Annotated in this window: 20 protein-coding genes, 1 tRNA gene and 1 other annotated feature; of the genes, 15 read left to right on the forward strand and 6 right to left on the reverse strand. The window is 37.1% G+C overall.

The genetic code is table 11. The annotated features are described in order from the left end of the window. Window positions 1-32: 32 nt before the first annotated feature. On the reverse strand, window positions 33-875 hold the full coding sequence (locus tag HMPREF9707_RS01875; protein ID WP_006701020.1) for a DUF368 domain-containing protein: 843 nt from the start codon (window positions 873-875) through the stop codon (window positions 33-35). Between the two features lie 139 nt (window positions 876-1,014). On the opposite strand from HMPREF9707_RS01875, the gene HMPREF9707_RS01880 reads away from it, so the two are divergent. The 8 genes from HMPREF9707_RS01880 (at window position 1,015) to HMPREF9707_RS01915 (ending at window position 10,034) form a co-directional block, all read left to right on the forward strand. Further along, on the forward strand, window positions 1,015-1,269 hold the full coding sequence (locus HMPREF9707_RS01880) for a hypothetical protein (protein WP_006701021.1): 255 nt from the start codon (window positions 1,015-1,017) through the stop codon (window positions 1,267-1,269). Between the two features lie 15 nt (window positions 1,270-1,284). Further along, window positions 1,285-1,689, forward strand: a complete 405-nt coding sequence (cdd, locus tag HMPREF9707_RS01885) for a cytidine deaminase (protein ID WP_006701022.1) — start codon at window positions 1,285-1,287, stop codon at window positions 1,687-1,689. A 21-nt stretch (window positions 1,690-1,710) separates the two neighbouring features. Then, a complete protein-coding gene (gloA, locus tag HMPREF9707_RS01890) occupies window positions 1,711-2,094 on the forward strand; it encodes a lactoylglutathione lyase (RefSeq protein WP_006701023.1) in 384 nt (127 codons plus the stop codon). 339 nt (window positions 2,095-2,433) lie between these two features. Next, window positions 2,434-4,518 (forward strand): PBP1A family penicillin-binding protein, encoded by a 2,085-nt coding sequence (locus HMPREF9707_RS01895; RefSeq protein ID WP_006701024.1) that lies wholly within the window; start codon window positions 2,434-2,436, stop codon window positions 4,516-4,518. A 76-nt stretch (window positions 4,519-4,594) separates the two neighbouring features. Continuing rightward, a complete protein-coding gene (locus HMPREF9707_RS01900) occupies window positions 4,595-4,942 on the forward strand; it encodes a YlbF/YmcA family competence regulator (RefSeq protein ID WP_006701025.1) in 348 nt (115 codons plus the stop codon). A gap of 87 nt (window positions 4,943-5,029) precedes the next feature. After that, window positions 5,030-6,274 (forward strand): metallophosphoesterase family protein, encoded by a 1,245-nt coding sequence (locus HMPREF9707_RS01905; protein WP_006701026.1) that lies wholly within the window; start codon window positions 5,030-5,032, stop codon window positions 6,272-6,274. 16 nt (window positions 6,275-6,290) lie between these two features. Then, a complete protein-coding gene (locus HMPREF9707_RS01910) occupies window positions 6,291-9,077 on the forward strand; it encodes an ATP-binding protein (RefSeq protein ID WP_006701027.1) in 2,787 nt (928 codons plus the stop codon). Window positions 9,078-9,086: 9 nt separating this feature from the next. Further along, complete coding sequence (locus tag HMPREF9707_RS01915) at window positions 9,087-10,034, forward strand: 3'-5' exoribonuclease YhaM family protein (RefSeq protein ID WP_006701028.1); 948 nt, start codon at window positions 9,087-9,089, stop codon at window positions 10,032-10,034. A 45-nt stretch (window positions 10,035-10,079) separates the two neighbouring features. Here HMPREF9707_RS01915 and HMPREF9707_RS01920 read toward each other — a convergent pair whose 3' ends face one another. From HMPREF9707_RS01920 to HMPREF9707_RS01930, 3 genes are all read right to left on the reverse strand, one after another. Next, window positions 10,080-11,096: a peptidylprolyl isomerase gene (locus tag HMPREF9707_RS01920; protein WP_006701029.1), complete on the reverse strand. Its 1,017-nt coding sequence runs from the start codon at window positions 11,094-11,096 to the stop codon at window positions 10,080-10,082. Between the two features lie 83 nt (window positions 11,097-11,179). Next, window positions 11,180-11,530: a YtxH domain-containing protein gene (locus HMPREF9707_RS01925; RefSeq protein WP_006701030.1), complete on the reverse strand. Its 351-nt coding sequence runs from the start codon at window positions 11,528-11,530 to the stop codon at window positions 11,180-11,182. 20 nt (window positions 11,531-11,550) lie between these two features. Beyond that, the gene (locus HMPREF9707_RS01930; RefSeq protein ID WP_006701031.1) at window positions 11,551-11,979 is read right to left on the reverse strand and encodes an HIT family protein; all 429 of its coding nucleotides are present in this window, start codon (window positions 11,977-11,979) and stop codon (window positions 11,551-11,553) included. A gap of 154 nt (window positions 11,980-12,133) precedes the next feature. On the opposite strand from HMPREF9707_RS01930, the gene HMPREF9707_RS01935 reads away from it, so the two are divergent. After that, window positions 12,134-12,871, forward strand: coding sequence for a hypothetical protein (locus tag HMPREF9707_RS01935; RefSeq protein ID WP_040442823.1), 738 nt, complete (start codon window positions 12,134-12,136; stop codon window positions 12,869-12,871). Window positions 12,872-13,014: 143 nt separating this feature from the next. Here the strand turns inward: HMPREF9707_RS01935 and HMPREF9707_RS01940 are convergent. Further along, window positions 13,015-13,086: transfer RNA gene (locus HMPREF9707_RS01940), tRNA-Arg, on the reverse strand. A gap of 364 nt (window positions 13,087-13,450) precedes the next feature. Between HMPREF9707_RS01940 and HMPREF9707_RS08425 the strand changes: the two genes are divergently transcribed. From HMPREF9707_RS08425 to HMPREF9707_RS01970, 6 genes are all read left to right on the forward strand, one after another. Continuing rightward, entirely contained in the window at window positions 13,451-15,226 is a 1,776-nt protein-coding gene (locus HMPREF9707_RS08425; RefSeq protein ID WP_006701033.1) for a cytochrome b5-like heme/steroid binding domain-containing protein, read from the forward strand. A gap of 183 nt (window positions 15,227-15,409) precedes the next feature. Beyond that, window positions 15,410-16,030 carry a 50S ribosomal protein L25 gene (locus tag HMPREF9707_RS01950; protein ID WP_006701034.1) on the forward strand — a complete coding sequence of 207 codons (621 nt, stop codon included), beginning with the start codon at window positions 15,410-15,412 and terminating at the stop codon, window positions 16,028-16,030. A gap of 72 nt (window positions 16,031-16,102) precedes the next feature. Further along, entirely contained in the window at window positions 16,103-16,630 is a 528-nt protein-coding gene (trmL, locus tag HMPREF9707_RS01955; protein WP_040443010.1) for a tRNA (uridine(34)/cytosine(34)/5-carboxymethylaminomethyluridine(34)-2'-O)-methyltransferase TrmL, read from the forward strand. 37 nt (window positions 16,631-16,667) lie between these two features. Beyond that, window positions 16,668-16,878 (forward strand) — a binding site (T-box leader). 43 nt (window positions 16,879-16,921) lie between these two features. Next, the gene (gene serS, locus HMPREF9707_RS01960) at window positions 16,922-18,223 is read left to right on the forward strand and encodes a serine--tRNA ligase (RefSeq protein ID WP_006701036.1); all 1,302 of its coding nucleotides are present in this window, start codon (window positions 16,922-16,924) and stop codon (window positions 18,221-18,223) included. A gap of 251 nt (window positions 18,224-18,474) precedes the next feature. Next, window positions 18,475-18,792 carry a DUF6442 family protein gene (locus HMPREF9707_RS01965; RefSeq protein WP_006701037.1) on the forward strand — a complete coding sequence of 106 codons (318 nt, stop codon included), beginning with the start codon at window positions 18,475-18,477 and terminating at the stop codon, window positions 18,790-18,792. A 9-nt stretch (window positions 18,793-18,801) separates the two neighbouring features. Next, window positions 18,802-19,008 carry a helix-turn-helix transcriptional regulator gene (locus tag HMPREF9707_RS01970; RefSeq protein ID WP_006701038.1) on the forward strand — a complete coding sequence of 69 codons (207 nt, stop codon included), beginning with the start codon at window positions 18,802-18,804 and terminating at the stop codon, window positions 19,006-19,008. A 291-nt stretch (window positions 19,009-19,299) separates the two neighbouring features. Here HMPREF9707_RS01970 and HMPREF9707_RS01975 read toward each other — a convergent pair whose 3' ends face one another. Further along, the gene (locus tag HMPREF9707_RS01975; RefSeq protein ID WP_006701039.1) at window positions 19,300-20,139 is read right to left on the reverse strand and encodes an undecaprenyl-diphosphate phosphatase; all 840 of its coding nucleotides are present in this window, start codon (window positions 20,137-20,139) and stop codon (window positions 19,300-19,302) included. Window positions 20,140-20,190 lie beyond the last annotated feature (51 nt).

Here is a 20,190-nt window from a genome sequence, read left to right on the forward strand (position 1 = left end):
TTACCTTTCAAAAGAGGTAGACGAGTTTTTGTTTACTTATATTTTGCTTCCAGTTGCGTCATCCAGTGTCCCAGCGCAGTACCTAAGACTAACATTCCAACGCAAAAAGTATATTGTACCCAACCGAATGAGGCCGGATAATGAGTAGGGATAATCATCAATGTTGAGGCAACGACGACTCCAAAAATAAAATGGAAGAAGAGCGTGTAATAATGGTTAAAGATCCATTCAATCAGCTTTGCTAAAGCGAGTAGAATAACAATGCCACCCAAACCGATCGGAATAATGACCGATAGATCAAAGTGTTTAAAACCATCGGACATCTTTTCGTAAAGTCCCATATAGAGAATAAAATTAGACGGACTCAATCCCGGAATTAAAATACCTAAAGCAATTAATCCACCGCACACCATCCATGATATGAAATGAGCGGGAACTTCTTCAGTAAATAATTGATTCCCATAAAATAAAAGGGCCAGAGCAGCGATAAAAGCGATGATCGCTGTTAGATAACTTTGAGGTGTTCGGCCTTGACTGCCAGCTTCTTGCCAGAGTGCTGGAAGTGTACCAACGACCGCCCCAACAAAGAACCAGCTAACAATCGTTTGATAATTTTGCAGTAAGTAACTTACACCCCATGCTAAAATTCCGATGCCAAATAATGCACCCAGTCCAATCGGTATAAAGAATAAGATGTTTTCTTTTAAATTTTTAAAGGGGTTCGCTAAAAACGTAATAATTTGTTGGTAGACCCCAAAGATGGCTGCTAAAGCACCCCCACTTACTCCTGGGATAATAAAACCAGACCCGATAAACATTCCTTTGACAAAACGGAATAACCAATTTTGTCCAGGGTGTTTCAGTTTTTGCTCCATGATAGAAACTCCTTTATTCAAATTTTAATAACATCCGTATTATATCTTTTCTGAAAATTAAATCAATTTATTATTGTCTGGCGCAAATATTTGATACAATAAAATTAATATTTAGAGGATGGAAAGGGTTGAGTGATTAGTGAATCGATTATTTTATAGTGATAAGTGTCCTCAGACAGAACCTTTTATGGCCCAATTGGACCAACATCAAATTCCATATGAAGCCATTAATATTAATGAATCGATTGCGAATTTAAAGCAGTTTCTCCAATATCGTGATCAACGAAATGAGTTTGATGCGATCCGCCAAACCGCCGTCGGTGTTCCATTATTAATAGACTCATCGGACCACCTATATTTTGATGTTCAACAAGCTGTTGAGCAGTTAGCATAGACATTAGGAGGGCTTATGGAACAACACATAGTTGAATTGATGAATCAAGCTCGTGAAGCGATGACGCATTCTTATAGTCCTTATTCTAATTTCCCTGTGGGCTGTGCCATTCGAATGAAGGATGGAAAGATCTATACGGGAGTGAATATTGAGAATGTGTCATTTGGAGCGACGAACTGTGCGGAACGCAGTGCAATTTTTTCAGCGGTTAGTCAAGGATACCGACCTAAAAGCATTGAAAGTATTGCTGTAGCGGGACAAACAGAGGATTTTTTATCGCCTTGTAGTATTTGTCGTCAAGTGATGGTTGAATTTTGTGATGCAGATACTCCGGTGTATTTGACGAGGCAGGATGGAACAATTTTAACAACGACCGTTAGCGAATTAGTACCATTCGCATTTGATTCGATGGATATTTAATAAAAGAAAGGGAGTAAGAAGATGGCAGTAAAAATGTTACATGCATGTTATCGCGTATTAGATTTAGAGGCGTCAAAGAAATTTTATATGGAGTTATTTGATTTAAAGGTTAATCGTGAAAAAGATTATCCAGAAGATAAATTTACTTTATGTTATTTAATTGCCCCAGAGGGAGATTTTGAACTCGAGTTAACTTATAATTACGAGAGCGACCCTTATGTAATTGGGAATGGTTTTAGTCATCTAGCCATCGGTGTGGATGACCTTGAAGCAACCTATGAGAAAGCTAAAGCCGCAGGTTATGAGATGACCGAATTCAAGAGTTTATCCGGTAGTGATAATAAATATTTCTTCGTAACGGATCCAGATGGGTACCGTGTGGAAGTTATGTCAAATAAGAAATAAACTTAAATCGAACTGATCTTCATACGCTTGACAATCACTTCGATTCGTCTATAATGATTGTCATGCGATGAGTCGAATGACAATAGCTTATATTGTCCAATGCAAGCATCTGAGTTTAATCTCAAGTCAGGAAGACGATGCGTATCAGCTTGCTGTGAACAATGCTGATCGATAATACCTTTTGGTATTGTTTTGCGATTCGAAAGGTTATGATTAACCTAAGAAGCCAGCGATTTACTCTGAGAAGAGTGATCGGCTGGTTTTTTTCTGTCTTATCTTCTAAAATAATTCACAACTCAATGCTATAATACAATTACAATGATTAAAGGAGGGAAGCAGTTGAGACGACATAATCGACCCTATCGTTTTAAGTACATGTGGACTTATTATCGAGGATGGAAATGGCTTATTTTTATCGGATTATTAGTTAGCTTAATGACATCCAGTTACTTAGTTTTTATTGCGAAGACTACCAGTGTATCGACACTACAAGATGCTTTGCGTTCTCAAACAACCCTCTACGCCTATGATGATACACAGGTAGGAAGTTATTCGTCACAAAAAGGATCTTATGTTGAATTGAGTGAGATTTCTCCACAAATGCGCCAATCTGTAGTGAGCGTAGAAGATAAACGATTTTATGAACATAATGGGTTTGATACGCTCGGAATGGGACGTGCTTTTGTCCGGCTGTTGATTAACCGAAATGCCAGTGGTGGTGGAGGAAGTACGATTACTCAACAAATTGTAAAAAATGCTTTCCTTAGCCTAGACCAAACCTTACAACGAAAGTTAAAGGAGTTCTTCCTTGCATTAGAAGTTGAGAAGCACTATTCAAAAGATCAAATACTTGAAATGTATTTGAATCATGCCTATTTTGGCAATGGAGTCTGGGGGGTAGAAGATGCCTCAATGAAGTATTTTGGGCATTCTGCGGCTACTTTAGATTGGAATGAAAGTGCCGTATTAACAGGGATTCTTAAAGGACCGTCCATCTATAATCCAATTGATGATTATGACGCAGCGATTGAGCGACGTAATGTAGTACTAAGTGTTCTGGCTAAAAATGGGACGATTACACCTGAAGATGAAGCATATCTAGATCAATCAGGTATCTACTTAGCAGATGCGTATAATTCTTATCAGCACCATCAATTTCCACAATATTTTGATGCGGTGATCGATGAGGCGATTGAGCGTGCTGATATTCCTGAACAAGAATTATTACGAAATGGCTATCGAATTTATACATATTTGAACCCAGCTTATCAACAAGTGATTGATCAAGCCTATGCGAATACTTGGGTTTTTCCTGATGATGGAAGCGGAGAACCGCTCGTTCAAAGTGCTAGTGTCGTAATTGATCCGAAAACAGGAGGTGTTGCCGCGCTTTATGGAGGACGAGGAGATTATGTGTTCCGAGGTTTTAACCGAGCGATCGATATGCGCCGCTCTCCAGGATCGACCATTAAGCCATTAGCTGTCTATGTACCAGCTATTGAAGCGGGGTATCAAGTAGATACATTAGTTCCTGACGTAGTTCAAGGCTACGGTCCAGATCATTACGCACCCGAAAACTATAATCATTATACGGAACCGAGTGGCGAAACACCGTTGTATTATGCTTTAGCCCAAAGTAAAAATACCTCCGCTGTTTATTTGATGGATAAACTTGGTATTGGTACATCGGTTAATAAATTGAAGCAATTTGGAATTACGATTGATCCAAAAGATGAAGCACTGACATTAGCTCTAGGAGCAATGCAAAAAGGAATTAGTCCATTGGAATTAGCAAATGCTTATAGTGCCTTTGCAAATCGAGGGATTCGCCTAGAAAGTGCCTTGATTCGCCGTATTGAAGATACATCTGGGAAAGTTATTTATTCCAATGAGCGGCCTACGAAGCATATGGTAATGACGTCGAAAGTTGCCCTTGAGATGACCCGAATGATGCTTGATACTTATGGTGGGTATGGTACGGGTTACGGTGCGGGACCTGATTACGGTCAACTCGCTGGTAAAACTGGGAGTACAGAAGTAAGTGAGGGGAATATGTCTACACGTGACCGCTGGATGGTAGGTTACACGCCAGACTTTGTGATTGCGACATGGGTCGGATTAGATGAAGAAGGCGGTGTCTCGCTTGATGAATTAATGCCAAGTGGTCTAGGGAGTCTATTCAATGTCCAAACGACCGGCTTAATGAGTTATTCTAACCAAACACCGTTTCAAGTAACTGCTGCTTCGCAAGGTGGGGAAATACCTGAAGAAGTTGAATCGTCTGAAGGACACTGGGAAGATCAAGCGGATCAATTTCTTTCCCAAATGGGCGAGTGGTTTAGTGAGAATATTACAAAATTAATGGAACAACTTCAGTATGCGAGTGAAAATATCTCTGAAACCATTAAAAGTTTACTGAATTAACCTATTATCTCCTAGGATGAATAGATAATTTATTAAAAAAATGATAAAATGAATAAAATGATAAAGGAGTGAGAGCATGTCAGATACAAATATTTATGACACAGCCAATCAACTTGAAAGAGAGATTCGCGAATCGAGTCAATATAATGCGTTAAAAGAAGCATTTGAACGTATTCAAGCAAATGAGACTAGCAAGAAATTATTTGAAGAATTTAGCGAGTTGAATGTTAAGTTACAAAGCCAACAAGTGTCGGGTCAAGAGATGGAAGAGGCAGATTTAGAGAAAATCCAAGCTTTAACAGAGCAAGTAGGACTGGATGAATTAATTAGTGATTTAATTCTTAAAGAACAACAAATGAGTTACTTAATTAATGATCTGAATCGCGTTATTACCCAACCATTAAGTGATTTATATCATAAATAATTACCGATCTAACCAGAAAGCCAGCTGTCAGTGTCATTTATTCGACGAGCAGTTGGCTTTTATTATAATGAAAGGAGCGATAGCAAGGTGAAAATAATCCATATTAGTGATTTACATTTGGACACCCCTTTTCAAGGGATGAGCCATACATCAAAATCAATTCATCGAGCGTTAATTCAAGCCCCTTATCAAGCCTTTGAATCATGCGTTAATTATGCGATTACGAATCAGATTGATGTTATGTTGATTACCGGAGATATTTATAATAGTCAGCGTCAAACAATTCAAGCTCAACGCTTCTTTAATCAACAGTTAGAGCGATTATTGCAAGAAGAAATTCAAGTTGTCTTCTGTCATGGTAACCACGATTTTATCCGTGAAGGGTATTCTCAGTTGCACTACCCTGAGGGCATCCATCTCTTAAAAGATGAGAGCGTATCGAAAGTCCAATTAACTACTCGAAATGAAGAAACGTTGACGGTCTACGGCTTTAGTTATTGTCATCAAGCATTAACGGAGCGGATGATCGATCAATTTCCAGTAAATCAAGACAATCGTTCGAATGTGATTGGACTCTTGCATGGGGCCTTGCAAACGAGTCATCCTCAACAAAACCGGTATGCTCCTTTCACACTGCAAGATTTAAAAGATAAACAATATAGCTATTTTGCTCTAGGTCACATTCATAAACCACAGATACTATCTGAATTTCCACTCATTCAATATGCTGGAACGCCACAGGGACGTCACCGGAATGAAGTCGGAGCTCATGGATGTTATCTAATCGAGTTAGTCGAAGGCAGCGTTATTAAAAATGAATTTATCCCTCTGGCAGAAATTATTTGGGAAAATTGTGAAATTGAGTGTCCAGTTGATGCGTCTGCTAATGACTTGGTTGAATTGATTCGTGCTCAGTTGAATCAATATGAGCAACGTGCAATCGAAGAATCTGTCTCCTTTATTTTGACAGTCCATTTATTACAGTCACAACGGTTGAATGCAGATCTCTGGCAACAAATTCAGCAAGGGGAGCTTTTCGAAGTGATTACAACTCGGATGAAAGGTGACCAGTTTGTACTTGTGAATCAATTTGAACTTGCTAATCTTCGGAATTTTAATGTGTTTGAATTTGATCAAGCATTGAAGGATCAATTTACAGAAGTAGAGCAGGCAATGTCTGAGGTATCAAATCGGAAGGAAGTTCTAGACGACTTCTTGGCGCATCCAATCGTTCGCCGTTATTTTAATCAAGAAGAATTATTGGAACTATCCGAAGATTATATTAATCATGCTAAAGAATTAATTGTTCAATCCGTTGGGATAGATCGATAAGGAGAGGAGGAGTTCGATGATCATCGATAAAATTGATATCTATGGTTATGGAAAGTGGGTTAATCAACAATTTGAATTGAGTGAAGGGCTCCAACTCTTTGTGGGTGAGAATGAAGCGGGCAAATCCACCTTACAATCCTTTATTCGTTCTATTTTGTTTGGTTTTCCGACCCGCCATCGTCGAGTGAATCAACTCAATACTTATGAACCCAAAACAAGCGAAAAATATGGCGGTCGTCTTTTATTGAAAGAAACTACGGTGGGTGACGTATGGGTTGAAAGAACGCAATCGGGTGTGACTATTACTACCCCTGATGGACAAATTTTACCTGAGAGTCAACTTGATCAAATCTTGGCTGGACTCGATGTTAACTTGTATGATAGCTTTTATTCATTTACATTAGCGAATTTACAAGAACTAGCGAATATTGGCTCGGACCAACTGAACGATTACTTTTTGGGGATTGGTACATTAGGTAGTGATAAATTTATTGAGCTGGCAAATCATTTGGAGAAACAATCGACTCAGCTATATAAAAAAGGAGGGTCAGTTCCACCACTCAATGTTCTGTTGAATGAATATGAAGAATTACAACAGCGTACGGCTCAATATGAAAGTCAAAACGATACTTATCAACAATTTATCGCCCAAAAACAACACGTTGAATTGCAAATCGAACAAAATATTGCAGCCATAAAAGAAGCAGAAATTGCCTTGCACCAATCGGAACAACTTCTGGCGATGTATCAAATTTATCAACGGTTAGTTAAAGTTCGAAAAGAATTGAGTGAATTGACTTATATCCCAATTACAAACACACTCAATACTGAATTGACTAATACGGAAGCGATGGTTGAACGGCTTCAAAATGAAAATGTAAGTCTTGCATCGCGACTCGAAGAACTACAGTCGCAATTAAAACAAGAAACTCGAATCGAATGGGCCAATAATCGGACGACAGAGCGAGAACAGTGGCTACAACTGACGATTCAAGCTAAAGAGGATTACAATAATTTAGAGAAGTTAGAAAGACAGTTGGTTGAGATTGAGCATCGCCTCAATCAGCTAGCTCAAAGAGGTCAATTCTATCCAGATAAGATTAATCAACAAAAAGCGATACCTTATGAAGAAGCAGAATCATTACTAAACCAGACTGCTGAGATAGAGCGACAAATTGACCGTATCGGCATTGAACGAAAACATTTTATTGATCAACGAAAAGATGTCCAAAATCAAATTGCTCAGCGCCAGCAACAGATTACATATTTTGAACATCAAGCCATAAATTTAAAAGAGCAATTGAAAGAAGTGACACGACCATCCGATTATTTAGTCGGATTGCTGATGCTATTGATAGGTGGTTTGATTTGGCTATATCATCAATTCCAACCACTCAACCAATTATTAAAGCGATCTGGGATCGGGTTAGTGGTTGCGGGCATTTTGATGATTTTCTATATTGCATTTTCACACGCACGAAAACGCCAAGAGTATGATTTACAAGGAATTGACCAGTCGATAGTAACACTCGAACATGAGATCGAACATTTTGCACAACAGATGCAGCAATTATCGCTAACGATTAATGCGCGTGAAGATGAACAAAATCATAGCAAGCAACAATTGACAGAATTTAATCAACAAAAACGACATTGGTTAACGCAGCATGGTTTTTATCCTACAGCGGATTTAGAATTAATTGTTAAAACTAATCCCGTACAACAATATATTGATGAGAAGGAAAAGCAGTCTCAATTTCAAAAGGAAGCCGGTGGGTTACAAGCAAGATTAGCGAACTGGCTAGAAAAAATAACACCAATGCTTGAGCGCTTCCCTGCATCAAGTGCGCAATTGCGTGATTTGATTCGACATGTTGAGACGATTGAGTCGAATTTACAACTTGTATTAAATAATTCACGGATTAATCTCGAACGTCAAACAGCAACACAAGAGTCAATCGATATAAATATGCAAGAAATTGAACGTTTAAATCAATTTATCCAAGACGAATACCAAAAGTTGAATGTTGAAAACCGCAAAGAGTTTGATCAATTAATAGAACGTAATGAATATATTCGTTCATTAGAAGAGAAAGAACGACTTTATCTTGAACAAATTGGCGATAAGGAAGCACAACTCGAGCAAATTGGGGATCAAGCTTCATTGGAAGAAATTATTGAACGCCATCAACGGAAATTACACAGCCTAAGAGATAGTATTGAACCACTGCAACATCAACGCGCTAATTGTGCAGTGGAAATTAATAATTTAGAACAAGATGGGACGTATTCGGATTTATTACAACAGCTTGAAGATCAACGCGCAGCAATCATCGAATTGTATCAAGACTGGGCTACACGAAAACTCAGTTCATCAATGATTGTTCAGACACTTAGACAAGGGTTAGATAATCCGATTGAAGAGATGAATGATTTAGCAAATCAAATCTTTAAGATTTTAAGCAACCATCGATATGAACATATTCGTATTAATAAGCGCAATCTAAAAGTAGTAATGGCTACGGGAGATGTATTTGAGCCGCATGAACTTTCACAAGGAACATTAGAGCAACTTTATGTTTCGTTACGACTGGCCTTTATTCAAAGCGCAGTGACGATGATTCGGATGCCGATTATTATCGATGATGCCTTTGTTAATTTTGATGAGACACGCCGATCCTATGCTTATGATGTCTTAAAACAAGTCGGGAAAAAACATCAAATCTTGTATTTTACTTTTGATAAAGCAGTTTGTGATCAATTTGAATCCGAACAAATAATCGATTTAGAGAAAATGAACTAGGAGGAAATTATGCAACAATTAATGGACTATTCACATGGCGATGATATGGCTCTGTATGTTTTAATTAAGTCGGCGGATATTCGGACAGCCCGAAATGGCAATCCATTTATCGCTTTTCGTTTTCAAGATCGAAGTGGCTCGATGGACGGCATGTATTGGTCGGCAAGTGAACAAGAGATTAATCAATTCCAAGCTGGACATGTTGTCTATTTGAAAGGAAAACGGGATACTTATAATGGGTCTCCTCAAGTGAAGATTGAAGGGCTCCGACTGGCGGAGGTGGGGGAGCCGAACGATCCTACGATGTACGTAGAACGAGTCGCAATGAAGCGAGAGGAAGTTGAAGAGCAATTAGATCAAGCACTTCTATTAATCCGTGACTCGAGTATTGCGCGCGTCGTTCGCCATATTGTTTCACGTGTGGGAGAAGATTTCTTTGCGTTTCCTGCCGCAAAGCGAAACCACCATGCGATTGCAGGAGGTTTAAGTTTCCATACTTTAACTATGGTTCAAATCGGGAAGCAATTGTGTGAAATCTACCCTCAACTCAATCAAAGTTTATTGATTGGGGGGATTATCTTACACGATCTAGGAAAAACCATTGAGCTAAGTGGGCCGATTTCAACGGAGTATACGTTGAAAGGACAATTAATCGGTCATATTGTGATTATTAATGATTTAATCAATCAAGCGTGTTTAGATTTAGACATCGATGCAGACAGTGAATCAATTTTATTGTTGAAGCATTTGGTACTCGCTCACCATGGTCAGCTAGATTATGGTAGTCCGGTAATGCCGCATATTCTTGAAGCAGAAGTGATTCACTATATTGATGATATGGATGCGAAAATTAATATGATTACATCTGCTTTAGAGCATACCGAAAAAGGGGAGTTTTCAGCACAAATCTTCCCATTAGATCGCCGTTCTTTTTATCGGCCTAATTTGAATAAATAATAAAAACTCTGGTTCCAATTTATTTCGGAACCAGAGTCTTTGTTATTATTCGCTTGCTTCGTTTTCTTCAGATTCAGCTTCTTCTTGTTCTTCTTCAGCGGCTTCAGTTTCAGTTTCTTCTTTGCTTTCGTCGCTGTTTTCAACTTTCTCTTCAGGCTCTTTTGTAAGTTCGATTAAGTCTGAGACCGCATCTTTGAGATCTTCATCTTTAATTTCATACCCAGTATCGACTAACAATTGTCCAATAATTTTATAAGAGAATTGTGTGTCAGAGAATTTAGAAACAATGTATTGTTCTTTAACTTCTTCTTTAACTTCTTCAAATGGTTTTTTCTCACCATTATTGATTGCTTTAATGACGTGGTAACCGAATTGAGATTTAACAGGTGTTTCGGTCATTTTGCCATTTTCAAGACCTTTTACAGCTTCTTCAAATTCAGAAACCATTTGTCCTGTTTTGAAAGGTTGTAGAAGTCCACCGTTAGAAGCAGTACCGTCTTTAGAAATCTCACGAGCGACTGCATCAAATTCTTCGCCATCGTTGATACGTTGAATGGCTTCAAGAGCTTCTTCTTCTGTTTCGACCAAGATATGTTGAGCTTCCATCATAGGAGCATATCCTTCATCATAATAAGCTTTAATTGCTTCGTCTGAGAGGTCGATATTTTTCTCAACTACATTTTGGAAGAGATTACGAACATAAACTTGGTATCGATATTCTTCAATCGTTCCTAATTTTTGACTCACTAATAATTGTTTGAAGACATCTTCGCCACCAGCTTGTTCAATTTGTTCATTAACTTCTTCTTCGGCTGATTTTTTCAATTCTTCAGGATTGTCTGCATTTGCTTCTAAAATGGTTTCAAGAATTAAGGTACGCAAGGTAACTGGACCTGCTACTTTTTTCATTGCTTCGTAGAACTCATCTTTTGTAATCTGATGCTCGCCAACCGTTGCAATTGGATCTTCATTAGCTTGCACATAAGTTGGAATGCTAGCAGCGCCAATTAATAAGCTTGCTGATAAGGCGACAATTGATTGTTTAAGTAAAGATTTAGACATAAAATTCCTCCATAATTTTTTAGTACTTGTTCACTATAACATAATCGCAGTTAAAAAAGACAGAGTTCATGTTAAAGTCATATTTAATTCGCTGAATCATCAAAATTGATTGAATTAATTGAATTTTGTAATGTTTGAACGCGATCTTGGACACGATTAATACGTGGTTGCGCCTCGCGTTGGAAGCGAGTAATTGAAGTTTGAATATCCTCAGTGGCTTCTTGAACACTGGCAATACCTTCATGGGTTAATTTTTGAATGGCTATGCGCAAATGGTCCACTTTATATCGTAAGTCATTGACGTCTTCTGTCGTATTATCAATAAAGTACTTTAATTGTTGACGTGTTTCTTTTCCAGAGGCAGGAGCATTAAGTAGCGTCACAATTCCACCAATGAGCCCTCCCCAAAAGATACCTGAACGAAATCTTTTCATAATAATCCTTCTTTCTATGACTACAGCTTGATTTGTTGGTTAATACGTTGTGCTCTTTCTTGGAATTCTTCTTGTGAATAGTCTTTTGAATGGTCTGTAAAGACAATTCCTAAACCATCTTCCGCATGGTAACGCGGAATAATATGCCAATGTGTGTGGAAGACACTTTGATAGGCAGTAGGTTCATTATTATTTAAAATATTAATACCTTTACAATCAGGAAATGTTTCTTTAATTGCACGTGCAATGACCGGTAATTTTTTAGCAACCAAACTAGCGATTTCATCATCGTATGCATAAATATCTTGTACGTGTTTTTTTGGAATGACAAGCGTATGGCCAGGTGTGACTTGTGTAATATCTAAAAATGCTAAGATATTTTCATCTTCATAGACTTTAGCGCTTGGAATCTCACCTTGAATAATTTTACAAAAAATACAATCAGACATCTTGATACCTCCATCTTATTGTTCCATCTTAGCTTAACATATTTTCTACAAGATGAATACGATTTTGCGGTTAGCAATCTTCACAGAATCTCCATATTTGTATAATAAATTCACAAATTATTCCGTATTTTGCTACAATTATTGGATGCATAGTATGTTATACTATGAACGTACAATGAAGAAAGCGAGGGATTCCATGTTATTGCTTAAATCCAAAAAAATAATACGTTGTATCGTGAGTGTCATCTTTTTTATATGTGTTAGTTTCCTAATTATTAACAGCACAACAGGCACTACTATTAACGCGCAATCTGAGAATGATATCGATGCACCGACAGAATACCATGGGCCCGTCAATCCATATACCCCATACGGACAGTATGTGAGCTATCAATATCAGATCAACGGATCTCAACCGATGATTCAAGACGTCATCCGTGAGTATCAACCTGATAGTAACGGTATATTTCAAGTGGCAATGTTTACGGTAGAAAATAATAGCGCGATTTGTCAAGTTTATCAAATAAGAGATCAAGGTATCTATTTGTTAGCGTCATACGATAATTATTATAATGTGGAAGATTTGCGTAATGCTCCAACGACTCTGAGTCAGACACCTGTGTTGGTTCTCCCTTCAAATATTCAAGAAGGAATGTCTTATGCCTCGAGTGCCGATGGAACAAAAATTCGAACAGTAGTTGAGACATCGATGAACTACGAAATTAACGATGTAGCCTATCAAGATGTTGTGAAAATCGAAGAGGAAGACTTAACTCACTCAGATTATGTTACAAATTACTATTATGCTCCTGCATACGGGCTGATTGTTGTAGAACGAGTTAATCAAGCGGGCGAGAGTCAAATATTGCTTCAAATTATGTCGGCTCAGTAACTGGAAATAAAAGAAAGAAAAACGGTGAAGATGCTATTAAATTAGCTTCTTCACCGTTTTTGAATTTTAAATAATACAACACACGAAATTTGAATTCACTTTGCACTCAACCTCGATATACGTTGATATATCATCATAATAAACACCGCTGGAGGGAATCGAACCCCCATTTTAAGAACCGGAATCTTACGTGATATCCATTACACTACAGCGGCATAACGATTTTATTATACCTAAATATATCTAAAAAATAAAGCGATTATAACGAGAAGCTTTGAAGTAAAGTGAAATATACATAGAATCAAAAGTGTAACAAGAGACGTACCCTATGAATAATTATACTATTAGGGAAAATTAAATTTTAATTGCCAATGATTTCGATCCGACATCTTATGCTCAAACAAGACCTGTTCGAAAGGTTTATTTAAACTTACCTGTTATCAAAATATTTATCAAACATGGTTGAATGAGTAAAAAGGTATCGATAAATTTATTTAAATTAATGATTTGAATTAATTCTTTTTTTAAATAAGTAATGTTATAATGTAAGTGTTATCAAAATAAAAGGAGCTGACTTTTGTGAAGAAACATTTATTAAGAGGAACGTTGTTATTGTCAAGTGCTTTTGTTTTAGTCGCATGTAGTAGCCAGCCAGATAGTGAACAAACCGTTGAAGAAGTCACTACAGTGATTGAAGAAACAACGGAAGAGCAAGAAGAATCGAGCGAGCCAGAAGCAACTACTGAAGAAGCTGAGGCATCAGAGGATCAAGAGTCAACAGAAGAATCTGAAAAAGAATCTAAAGATGAATCTGAAGAATCAAAAGAATCTGAAAAATCAAAAGAATCTGAAGCAACCGAAGAAGAATCTAAAGAAGAAACTAAAGAAGAATCAAAAGAATCTGAAGAAACCGAAGAAGAATCTAAAGAAGAAACTAAAGAAGAATCTAAAGATGAATCTGAAGAATCAAAAGAATCTGAAGAAACCGAAGAAGCATCAGAAGAATCTAAAGAGTCTAGCGAAGATTCGGATGAAACATCTTCGGAAGAAACCCTTGTACTAAATCAACATGAACTTGCTGAATTTGATGGTCAGGGAGACAATAAGGCGTACATCGCTGTTAATGATGTAATTTATGATGTTACAGACCAAGAATTAAAAGACGGTCATTATGGTGATTATAAAGTTGGGGTAAATACACTTTATAATGTTCTACTATTAGGCGAAGATGAAGCATTGAAAGATCTTCCAATTGTCGGCGTTTTAGAAATGGTGGAAGAAACTGAGGAACCAGCTGAAGAAGTTGCTGAAGAAGATAGTCAAGATGAGAACGAGGATCTGCCAGCAATTAACCAAGAAGAGTTAGCTAAATATGATGGGCAAGATGGACGTAAAGCTTATATTGGTGTCAATGATGTTATCTATGACGTTACGGATCAAGAATTAAAAGATGGTTATTATGGTGATTATAAAGTTGGCGTTAATACTTTATATAATTCGTTATTACTAGGTGAAGATGAATCACTGAAAGATTTACCAGTGGTTGGCTCATTTGAGAAATTAGTAGCGTCAGAGGAAGAGGAAGCTGTCGATGAAAGTGATGAAGCCGAAGCACAACCGCTTCAAGATGGAACTTATATTGTAACGAGCTCACCAAATTCTAAAGATGAAGTCATTGAACAGATGATTACAGTTGAAGAAGGTAAGATTACAGAAGCTGCTTTTAAAGTACTTCATGGTGAAGAAGAAGTTGCCCTCGATGAAGCAGAAGCTCAAATCGTTGAAACATTGACAAAACAATTCGTCGATCAAGGGGAATTGTTGCTGCCAAGCGAAGAAGGAACGCCATTTATTGCGTACCAATTGATTGCAAATAGTGAAATTTTACGTACATTGGCACAACAAGGAATGAGTGAAATAATCAACCTTGATGAGGTAGAAATGAAAGATTCAGAATATGTCGTTAAAGATTCTTTCTATGAAGTGACCTTGAAAGTTGAAAATAATGAAGTGAAAGCATTGGAAATCTCATCAGTCTCAAATGAGGAGGATGCTGAAATCGTTGAGAAATTCATCGAAGAATTTATGGGTGTAAAAACATTAGACGAATTGACATATGTTGCGGCAGAAGATGAAGATGAAGAAACAGCACAACGCAATCAAGCAATATATGAACACCTGAAAGGGTTAGTAAATTATGCAATCAATTTATCTAAGGTTCAAACGATTATCAATCTTGACGGACCAGTTGAGGAAGTAGAGGAATCATCAGAAGAAGCAGAAGAAACAGAAGAATTAGAAGAAACATCAGCTGAAGAATCTTCAGAATCAGAAGAAGAAACATCTGAAGAATAATAAATTAATTTTCAATTAATCTAAGAAACTTAGTAAAGTATTTCCTTTTCTAAGTTTCTTTTTGAATAAAAAGTAGCTTTTTTGTTGGTTTCTGCTAGATTTCTCTGTGAAACTTTGGTAATATGGAGTATGTGCGAAAATACTTGGCATTGAAATGCAAAATATGAAGTAAGGAGTAAAGATATGAGTTTAAAAGCAGAATTAAGAACTCAAACAGGTACAGGCGCAGCACGTAAAGCGCGTCGCGAAGGAATGATCCCTGTTTCGTTATATGGAAAAGATACTGAAGCTGTATCACTATTAATTAATCGTCGTGAATTTGAAGCGTTACTTAAAGCTGAAGGGACGAACGCGGTATTCGATGTTGAATACGATGGTAAGACCCAAAAAGTAATTTTACATGATTATGAACGCGCTGCTTTAAAAGATGAAGTATACAGTGTTGACTTGAACGCTATTTCAGCAGATCAAAAATTACAAGTTGAAGTACCACTTCACGCAGTGAATGTCGATAGCGTTAAAGTTGGTATTGTAGAAGTTGTTATTAACGACATCTTAGTTGAAACGAAACCAGATTCAATTCCATCTCATTTTGAAATCGATGTAGAAGGAATGGAAATTGGTGATACGAAGACGGTTGCGGACCTTGATAAACATGCAGGCGTTGAAGTATTATTAGATCCAGAAGAAGTGGTTATTACTGTATCTGCTCCAACTGAAGAAGCAGAACCAGTTGAAGATGACGAAGAAGCTCCAGAACCAGAAGTTATTGGTGAAGAAGCTGAAGAATCTGAAGAAGAATAATCATTATTACAACGTTTTTAACCAACAAGTTTTTACTTGTTGGTTTTGTTATTTAGGAGGTTACTAAGCTTGATTAAGAACCATATTGTCTTATTTGAACCGGTGATGCCAGCTAATACAGGAAATATTGCTAGAACATGTGCTGCAACAAATAGCGCCTTGCATTTAATTCATCCGTTAGGATTTTCTACCGAGGACCGGATGTTAAAGCGAGCGGGATTGGATTACTGGGATAAAGTTGAAATCTATGAACACGATAATTTAGCAACTTTTATGAAAGATATTCAACCGGAACAACTTTTCTTAATTACTAAATTTGCCCACCATATCTATAGTGAAGCTAATTTAGCTGATGAAACTTATCCCGACCAATATTTTATTTTTGGGAAAGAAACTACCGGATTACCGATTGAGTTTATGGAGGCGCATGAAGAAAAAACATTGCGTATTCCGATGAATGACGAACATGTTCGCTCGTTAAATCTTTCAAATACGGCAAATATTATCTTATTCGAAGCCTTAAGACAACAAAATTGGGCGAATCTTGAAACATATCATCAATATCGAGATACTGAAAAGGCTCAACAGCTAAAATGGTAAATTAAGCTTGACTCACTTAAAAGATTAAATTATAATGAGAAACAAAGAGAGATGACTAGTAATTATAGTGCAAACTTCAGCGAGATGATGGTAGGTGTGAATCATCGTTAGCCTGTAATGAATCCACATCTTATTCTGCCTATGAAAAACATCAAGTAGTGCCGGTCCCAGCCGTTATTGGTTAAGCGCAAGATTTATGATGAATCTTGAATTAGGGTGGTACCGCGACTGAACCTTTCGTCCCTTTCCAGGATGGAAGGTTCTTTTTATTATACAAAAGGAGGAAGTATTATGCTGGATCGTAAATTTTTGAGAAATAATTATGAAGTAGCAAGTCAATTATTAAAAACGAGAGGTGTTGCTGGCGAAACGTTGGAAGAATATCGTCAATTAGATGTAGAACGTCGTGAATTACTAGTTCAAGTGGAAGAACTAAAACAATCACGAAATACCGCAAGTCAAGAAATTGCAGCTCTAAAACGTGAAAAACAAGATGCTACAGATAGAATTGAACAAATGCAAGCTTTAGGTCAACAAATCGGCCAACTTGAACATCAATTATCCGAAGTAGAAGGTAAATTAGAACATATTGAACATCGCTTTCCAAATGTACCGCATGAATCAACTCCTGTTGGAGAAGATGAAGACGATAATGTTGAGATTCGTCGTTGGGGTGAATTGCCACAATTTGACTTTGAACCGCTCAATCATTGGGATATTGCTGAGAAATTAGGGATATTAGACTTCGAACGTGGTGGTAAGGTGGCAGGATCTCGTTTTGTTTATTATGTCGGTTTAGGGGCTCGTTTAGAGCGTGCCATCTACAACTTTATGCTCGATAAACACACAACTCAAAATGGTTACCAAGAAGTAATTCCACCTTATATCGTCAATGAGCAGGCGATGTTTGGAACGGGCCAATTCCCTAAATTTACTGAAGATGTCTTTCAATTAAATGACCACCGTGGTTTTACTTTAATCCCAACTGCGGAAGTGCCCCTAACCAATTACTATTCAAATGAAATTATTCCTGAGGATGCTTTACCGATTAGATTAACGGCGCTATCTCCTTCATTCCGTTCAGAAGCAGGAAGTGCGGGGCGCGATACACGAGGACTTATCCGTATGCATCAATTCAACAAAGTGGAATTAGTGAAGTTGACCCATCCAAGTCAATCTTACCAAGAGTTGGAACTGATGACGCAAAATGCAGAGGAAATTCTACAAGACTTAGGTATTCCTTATCGTACGATTGTGTTATGTACTGGGGATATGGGCTTCTCTGCTGCGAAGACTTATGATATTGAAGCTTGGATTCCAGGACAAGATCGATATCGCGAGATTAGTTCATGTTCTAACTGTGAAGACTTCCAAGCTCGCCGAGCTAAAATTCGTTTCCGTAATGAGGACAAAAAGGTGGACTACGTGCATACACTCAATGGTTCTGGACTCGCAGTAGGGCGAACAGTTGTGGCCGTTTTAGAAAATTACCAACAAGCAGATGGCTCAGTGAAAATTCCAGACGTTTTAGTACCATATATGGGTGGAATTACTGAAATTACGGTAGACAACGCACGTTCAATTTATCGTTAAGAAGATTGGAAACGCTATTGAAATAGCCCTATCTATTTGACTTTATGCCAGTATAGATAGGGCTTTTGTAATGAAAAAATTTATTTGAAGAATATTTGGTAGGCAAGCAAAATAATTCTAAAACGATCCGATAGATACCGAAAGATAAAATTCAAAATTAAAAATTTATCCAGATCTATTGACAATAAAACTTGGCAGAAGTATAATTTAAATACCAAGTATACTTGTCAAAAGAAAGAAGGAGAATGAATATGAGACGAGAGGAAGTTCTAGCAAGAAGTCGAGAAGAGTATAAAAATCAAGATGAAATGATGGTTGATACCTTAAAAAAAGCTGGTGAAACATCCAGTCAAATTGGATTGGTTGTAGTTGCTATTCTATTTGGAATTGAAGCTTTTTTCTTTAATTCATTTAATTATGGTATATTGAGCATTTATTTTAGCATCGAAGCAACGAGAGAACTGGTAAAGTATGTAAACTTAAAAGAAAGAAAACAACTGATGATGGGGATAATAATGTCAATTATAGGGTTAGCTTTATTTGTGGCTCACCTCATAACTTTAAAGTAGTGATAATTTATGGATGATAAATTAGTTCTCAAAAATAATTTGAAAGATGTCAGAAAAGAAAAAGGTTATTCGCAACAACAGCTTGCTGATGAAGTGGGTGTTTCAAGAAACACAATTAGTTCAATTGAAACTGGACAATTTAGTCCAACTGCTAAGTTAGCTTTGATACTTTGCATCGCTTTAGAAATGAAATTTGAAGATCTTTTCTATTTTTAGGTGAATATAGTTAGACTGAAAATCTCCCTTCATCAGAGACTATTATTTCTGGAAGGGAGATTTAATATTTAAGTGACAGTAGATGTTAATATCACATCGATTTTCCAAAAGGCTTATTTGCTCATTAATAGTTAGAAAAATTTTACACTCATATGTTTTCGCCTTTATAAAACAAAACGCTCCTAAGTGTGCTTGCAGAAGCAGAGGCCTAGGGGAGAAGTTATATATTTTATAGTATATTGGGAACTAAAAATTCAACCAACATAGATAGGGCCTTTGTAATGGAAAAGTTTATTTGAAGAACATTTGGTAGGCAATCAAAATTATTCCTAAAACAATCCGATAGATACCGAAAGATTTGAAGTCATTGTGTTTAATATAGTTGAGTAAAAATTTAATGGAAATAATTGAAATTACAAATGCGACAAGCAACCCTACTGCTAAATAAATGACTTCAGAAAGGGTGAGAGCAATACTCAATTTCAAGAATTTATAGGCAGTTGCCCCAAACATAGCAGGAATACTCAGAAAGAATGAGAATTCTGTAGCTAAGCTGCGTGAAGTTCCTTCTAATAGTCCTCCGATAATGGTGGAACCGGAGCGGGAAGTTCCAGGAATAATGGATAAAGCTTGATAGATTCCAATTTTGAAAGCTCTTGAGAAACTTAGTTCATTAAAATATCGGATTTGACGTTGATGTCGGCCCGTTTGGCGGTTCTCAATAAGAATAAAGATAATTCCATAGGCAATTAGCGCAATCGCAACAACGAAAATATTATAGAAATATTCATCCATATAGTCATTCAACGCGACACCTAAAATCGCTACCGGGATACTTGCAAAAGCAACCTTGAACCATAGCATCCAAGTATTTTTTTGTTGGGCAGGCGTTTTCCTTAAGCTAAAGGGATTTAATTTGCTAAAGTATAAAATAACGACCGCTAGGATAGACCCGAGCTGTACAGCAACAAAAAAGAATTCAACAAATTCTGGACGAAGATTAAGTGTTAAGAAATCTTCCAATATAATCATGTGCCCTGTACTACTAATCGGCAGCCATTCAGTAATGCCTTGAACGACGCTTAAAATAATTATTTTTAATAATTCAACGAGATCAATTAATTGTTCCATTGGGTGAGCCTCATTTCACAAATAAGTTGGTATTATCTTATCATTTTTTTT

The organism is Falseniella ignava CCUG 37419, from assembly GCF_000301055.1.
GTDB classification, from domain to species: Bacteria; Bacillota; Bacilli; order Lactobacillales; family Aerococcaceae; genus Falseniella; species Falseniella ignava.

What these genes read in the sequence shown, in the direction of transcription:
- HMPREF9707_RS01930 (WP_006701031.1), bottom strand. Translation starts at nt 11,979, where the DNA reads ATGTCTGATTGTATTTTTTGTAAAATTATTCAAGGTGAGATTCCAAGC.
- HMPREF9707_RS01925 (WP_006701030.1), bottom strand. Translation starts at nt 11,530, where the DNA reads ATGAAAAGATTTCGTTCAGGTATCTTTTGGGGAGGGCTCATTGGTGGA.
- HMPREF9707_RS01965 (WP_006701037.1), top strand. Translation starts at nt 18,475, where the DNA reads ATGAGACGAGAGGAAGTTCTAGCAAGAAGTCGAGAAGAGTATAAAAAT.
- HMPREF9707_RS01915 (WP_006701028.1), top strand. Translation starts at nt 9,087, where the DNA reads ATGCAACAATTAATGGACTATTCACATGGCGATGATATGGCTCTGTAT.
- HMPREF9707_RS01875 (WP_006701020.1), bottom strand. Translation starts at nt 875, where the DNA reads ATGGAGCAAAAACTGAAACACCCTGGACAAAATTGGTTATTCCGTTTT.
- HMPREF9707_RS01935 (WP_040442823.1), top strand. Translation starts at nt 12,134, where the DNA reads ATGTTATACTATGAACGTACAATGAAGAAAGCGAGGGATTCCATGTTA.
- HMPREF9707_RS01950 (WP_006701034.1), top strand. Translation starts at nt 15,410, where the DNA reads ATGAGTTTAAAAGCAGAATTAAGAACTCAAACAGGTACAGGCGCAGCA.
- HMPREF9707_RS01910 (WP_006701027.1), top strand. Translation starts at nt 6,291, where the DNA reads ATGATCATCGATAAAATTGATATCTATGGTTATGGAAAGTGGGTTAAT.
- gloA (WP_006701023.1), top strand. Translation starts at nt 1,711, where the DNA reads ATGGCAGTAAAAATGTTACATGCATGTTATCGCGTATTAGATTTAGAG.
- serS (WP_006701036.1), top strand. Translation starts at nt 16,922, where the DNA reads ATGCTGGATCGTAAATTTTTGAGAAATAATTATGAAGTAGCAAGTCAA.
- HMPREF9707_RS01900 (WP_006701025.1), top strand. Translation starts at nt 4,595, where the DNA reads ATGTCAGATACAAATATTTATGACACAGCCAATCAACTTGAAAGAGAG.
- HMPREF9707_RS01920 (WP_006701029.1), bottom strand. Translation starts at nt 11,096, where the DNA reads ATGTCTAAATCTTTACTTAAACAATCAATTGTCGCCTTATCAGCAAGC.
- HMPREF9707_RS01975 (WP_006701039.1), bottom strand. Translation starts at nt 20,139, where the DNA reads ATGGAACAATTAATTGATCTCGTTGAATTATTAAAAATAATTATTTTA.
- HMPREF9707_RS01970 (WP_006701038.1), top strand. Translation starts at nt 18,802, where the DNA reads ATGGATGATAAATTAGTTCTCAAAAATAATTTGAAAGATGTCAGAAAA.
- cdd (WP_006701022.1), top strand. Translation starts at nt 1,285, where the DNA reads ATGGAACAACACATAGTTGAATTGATGAATCAAGCTCGTGAAGCGATG.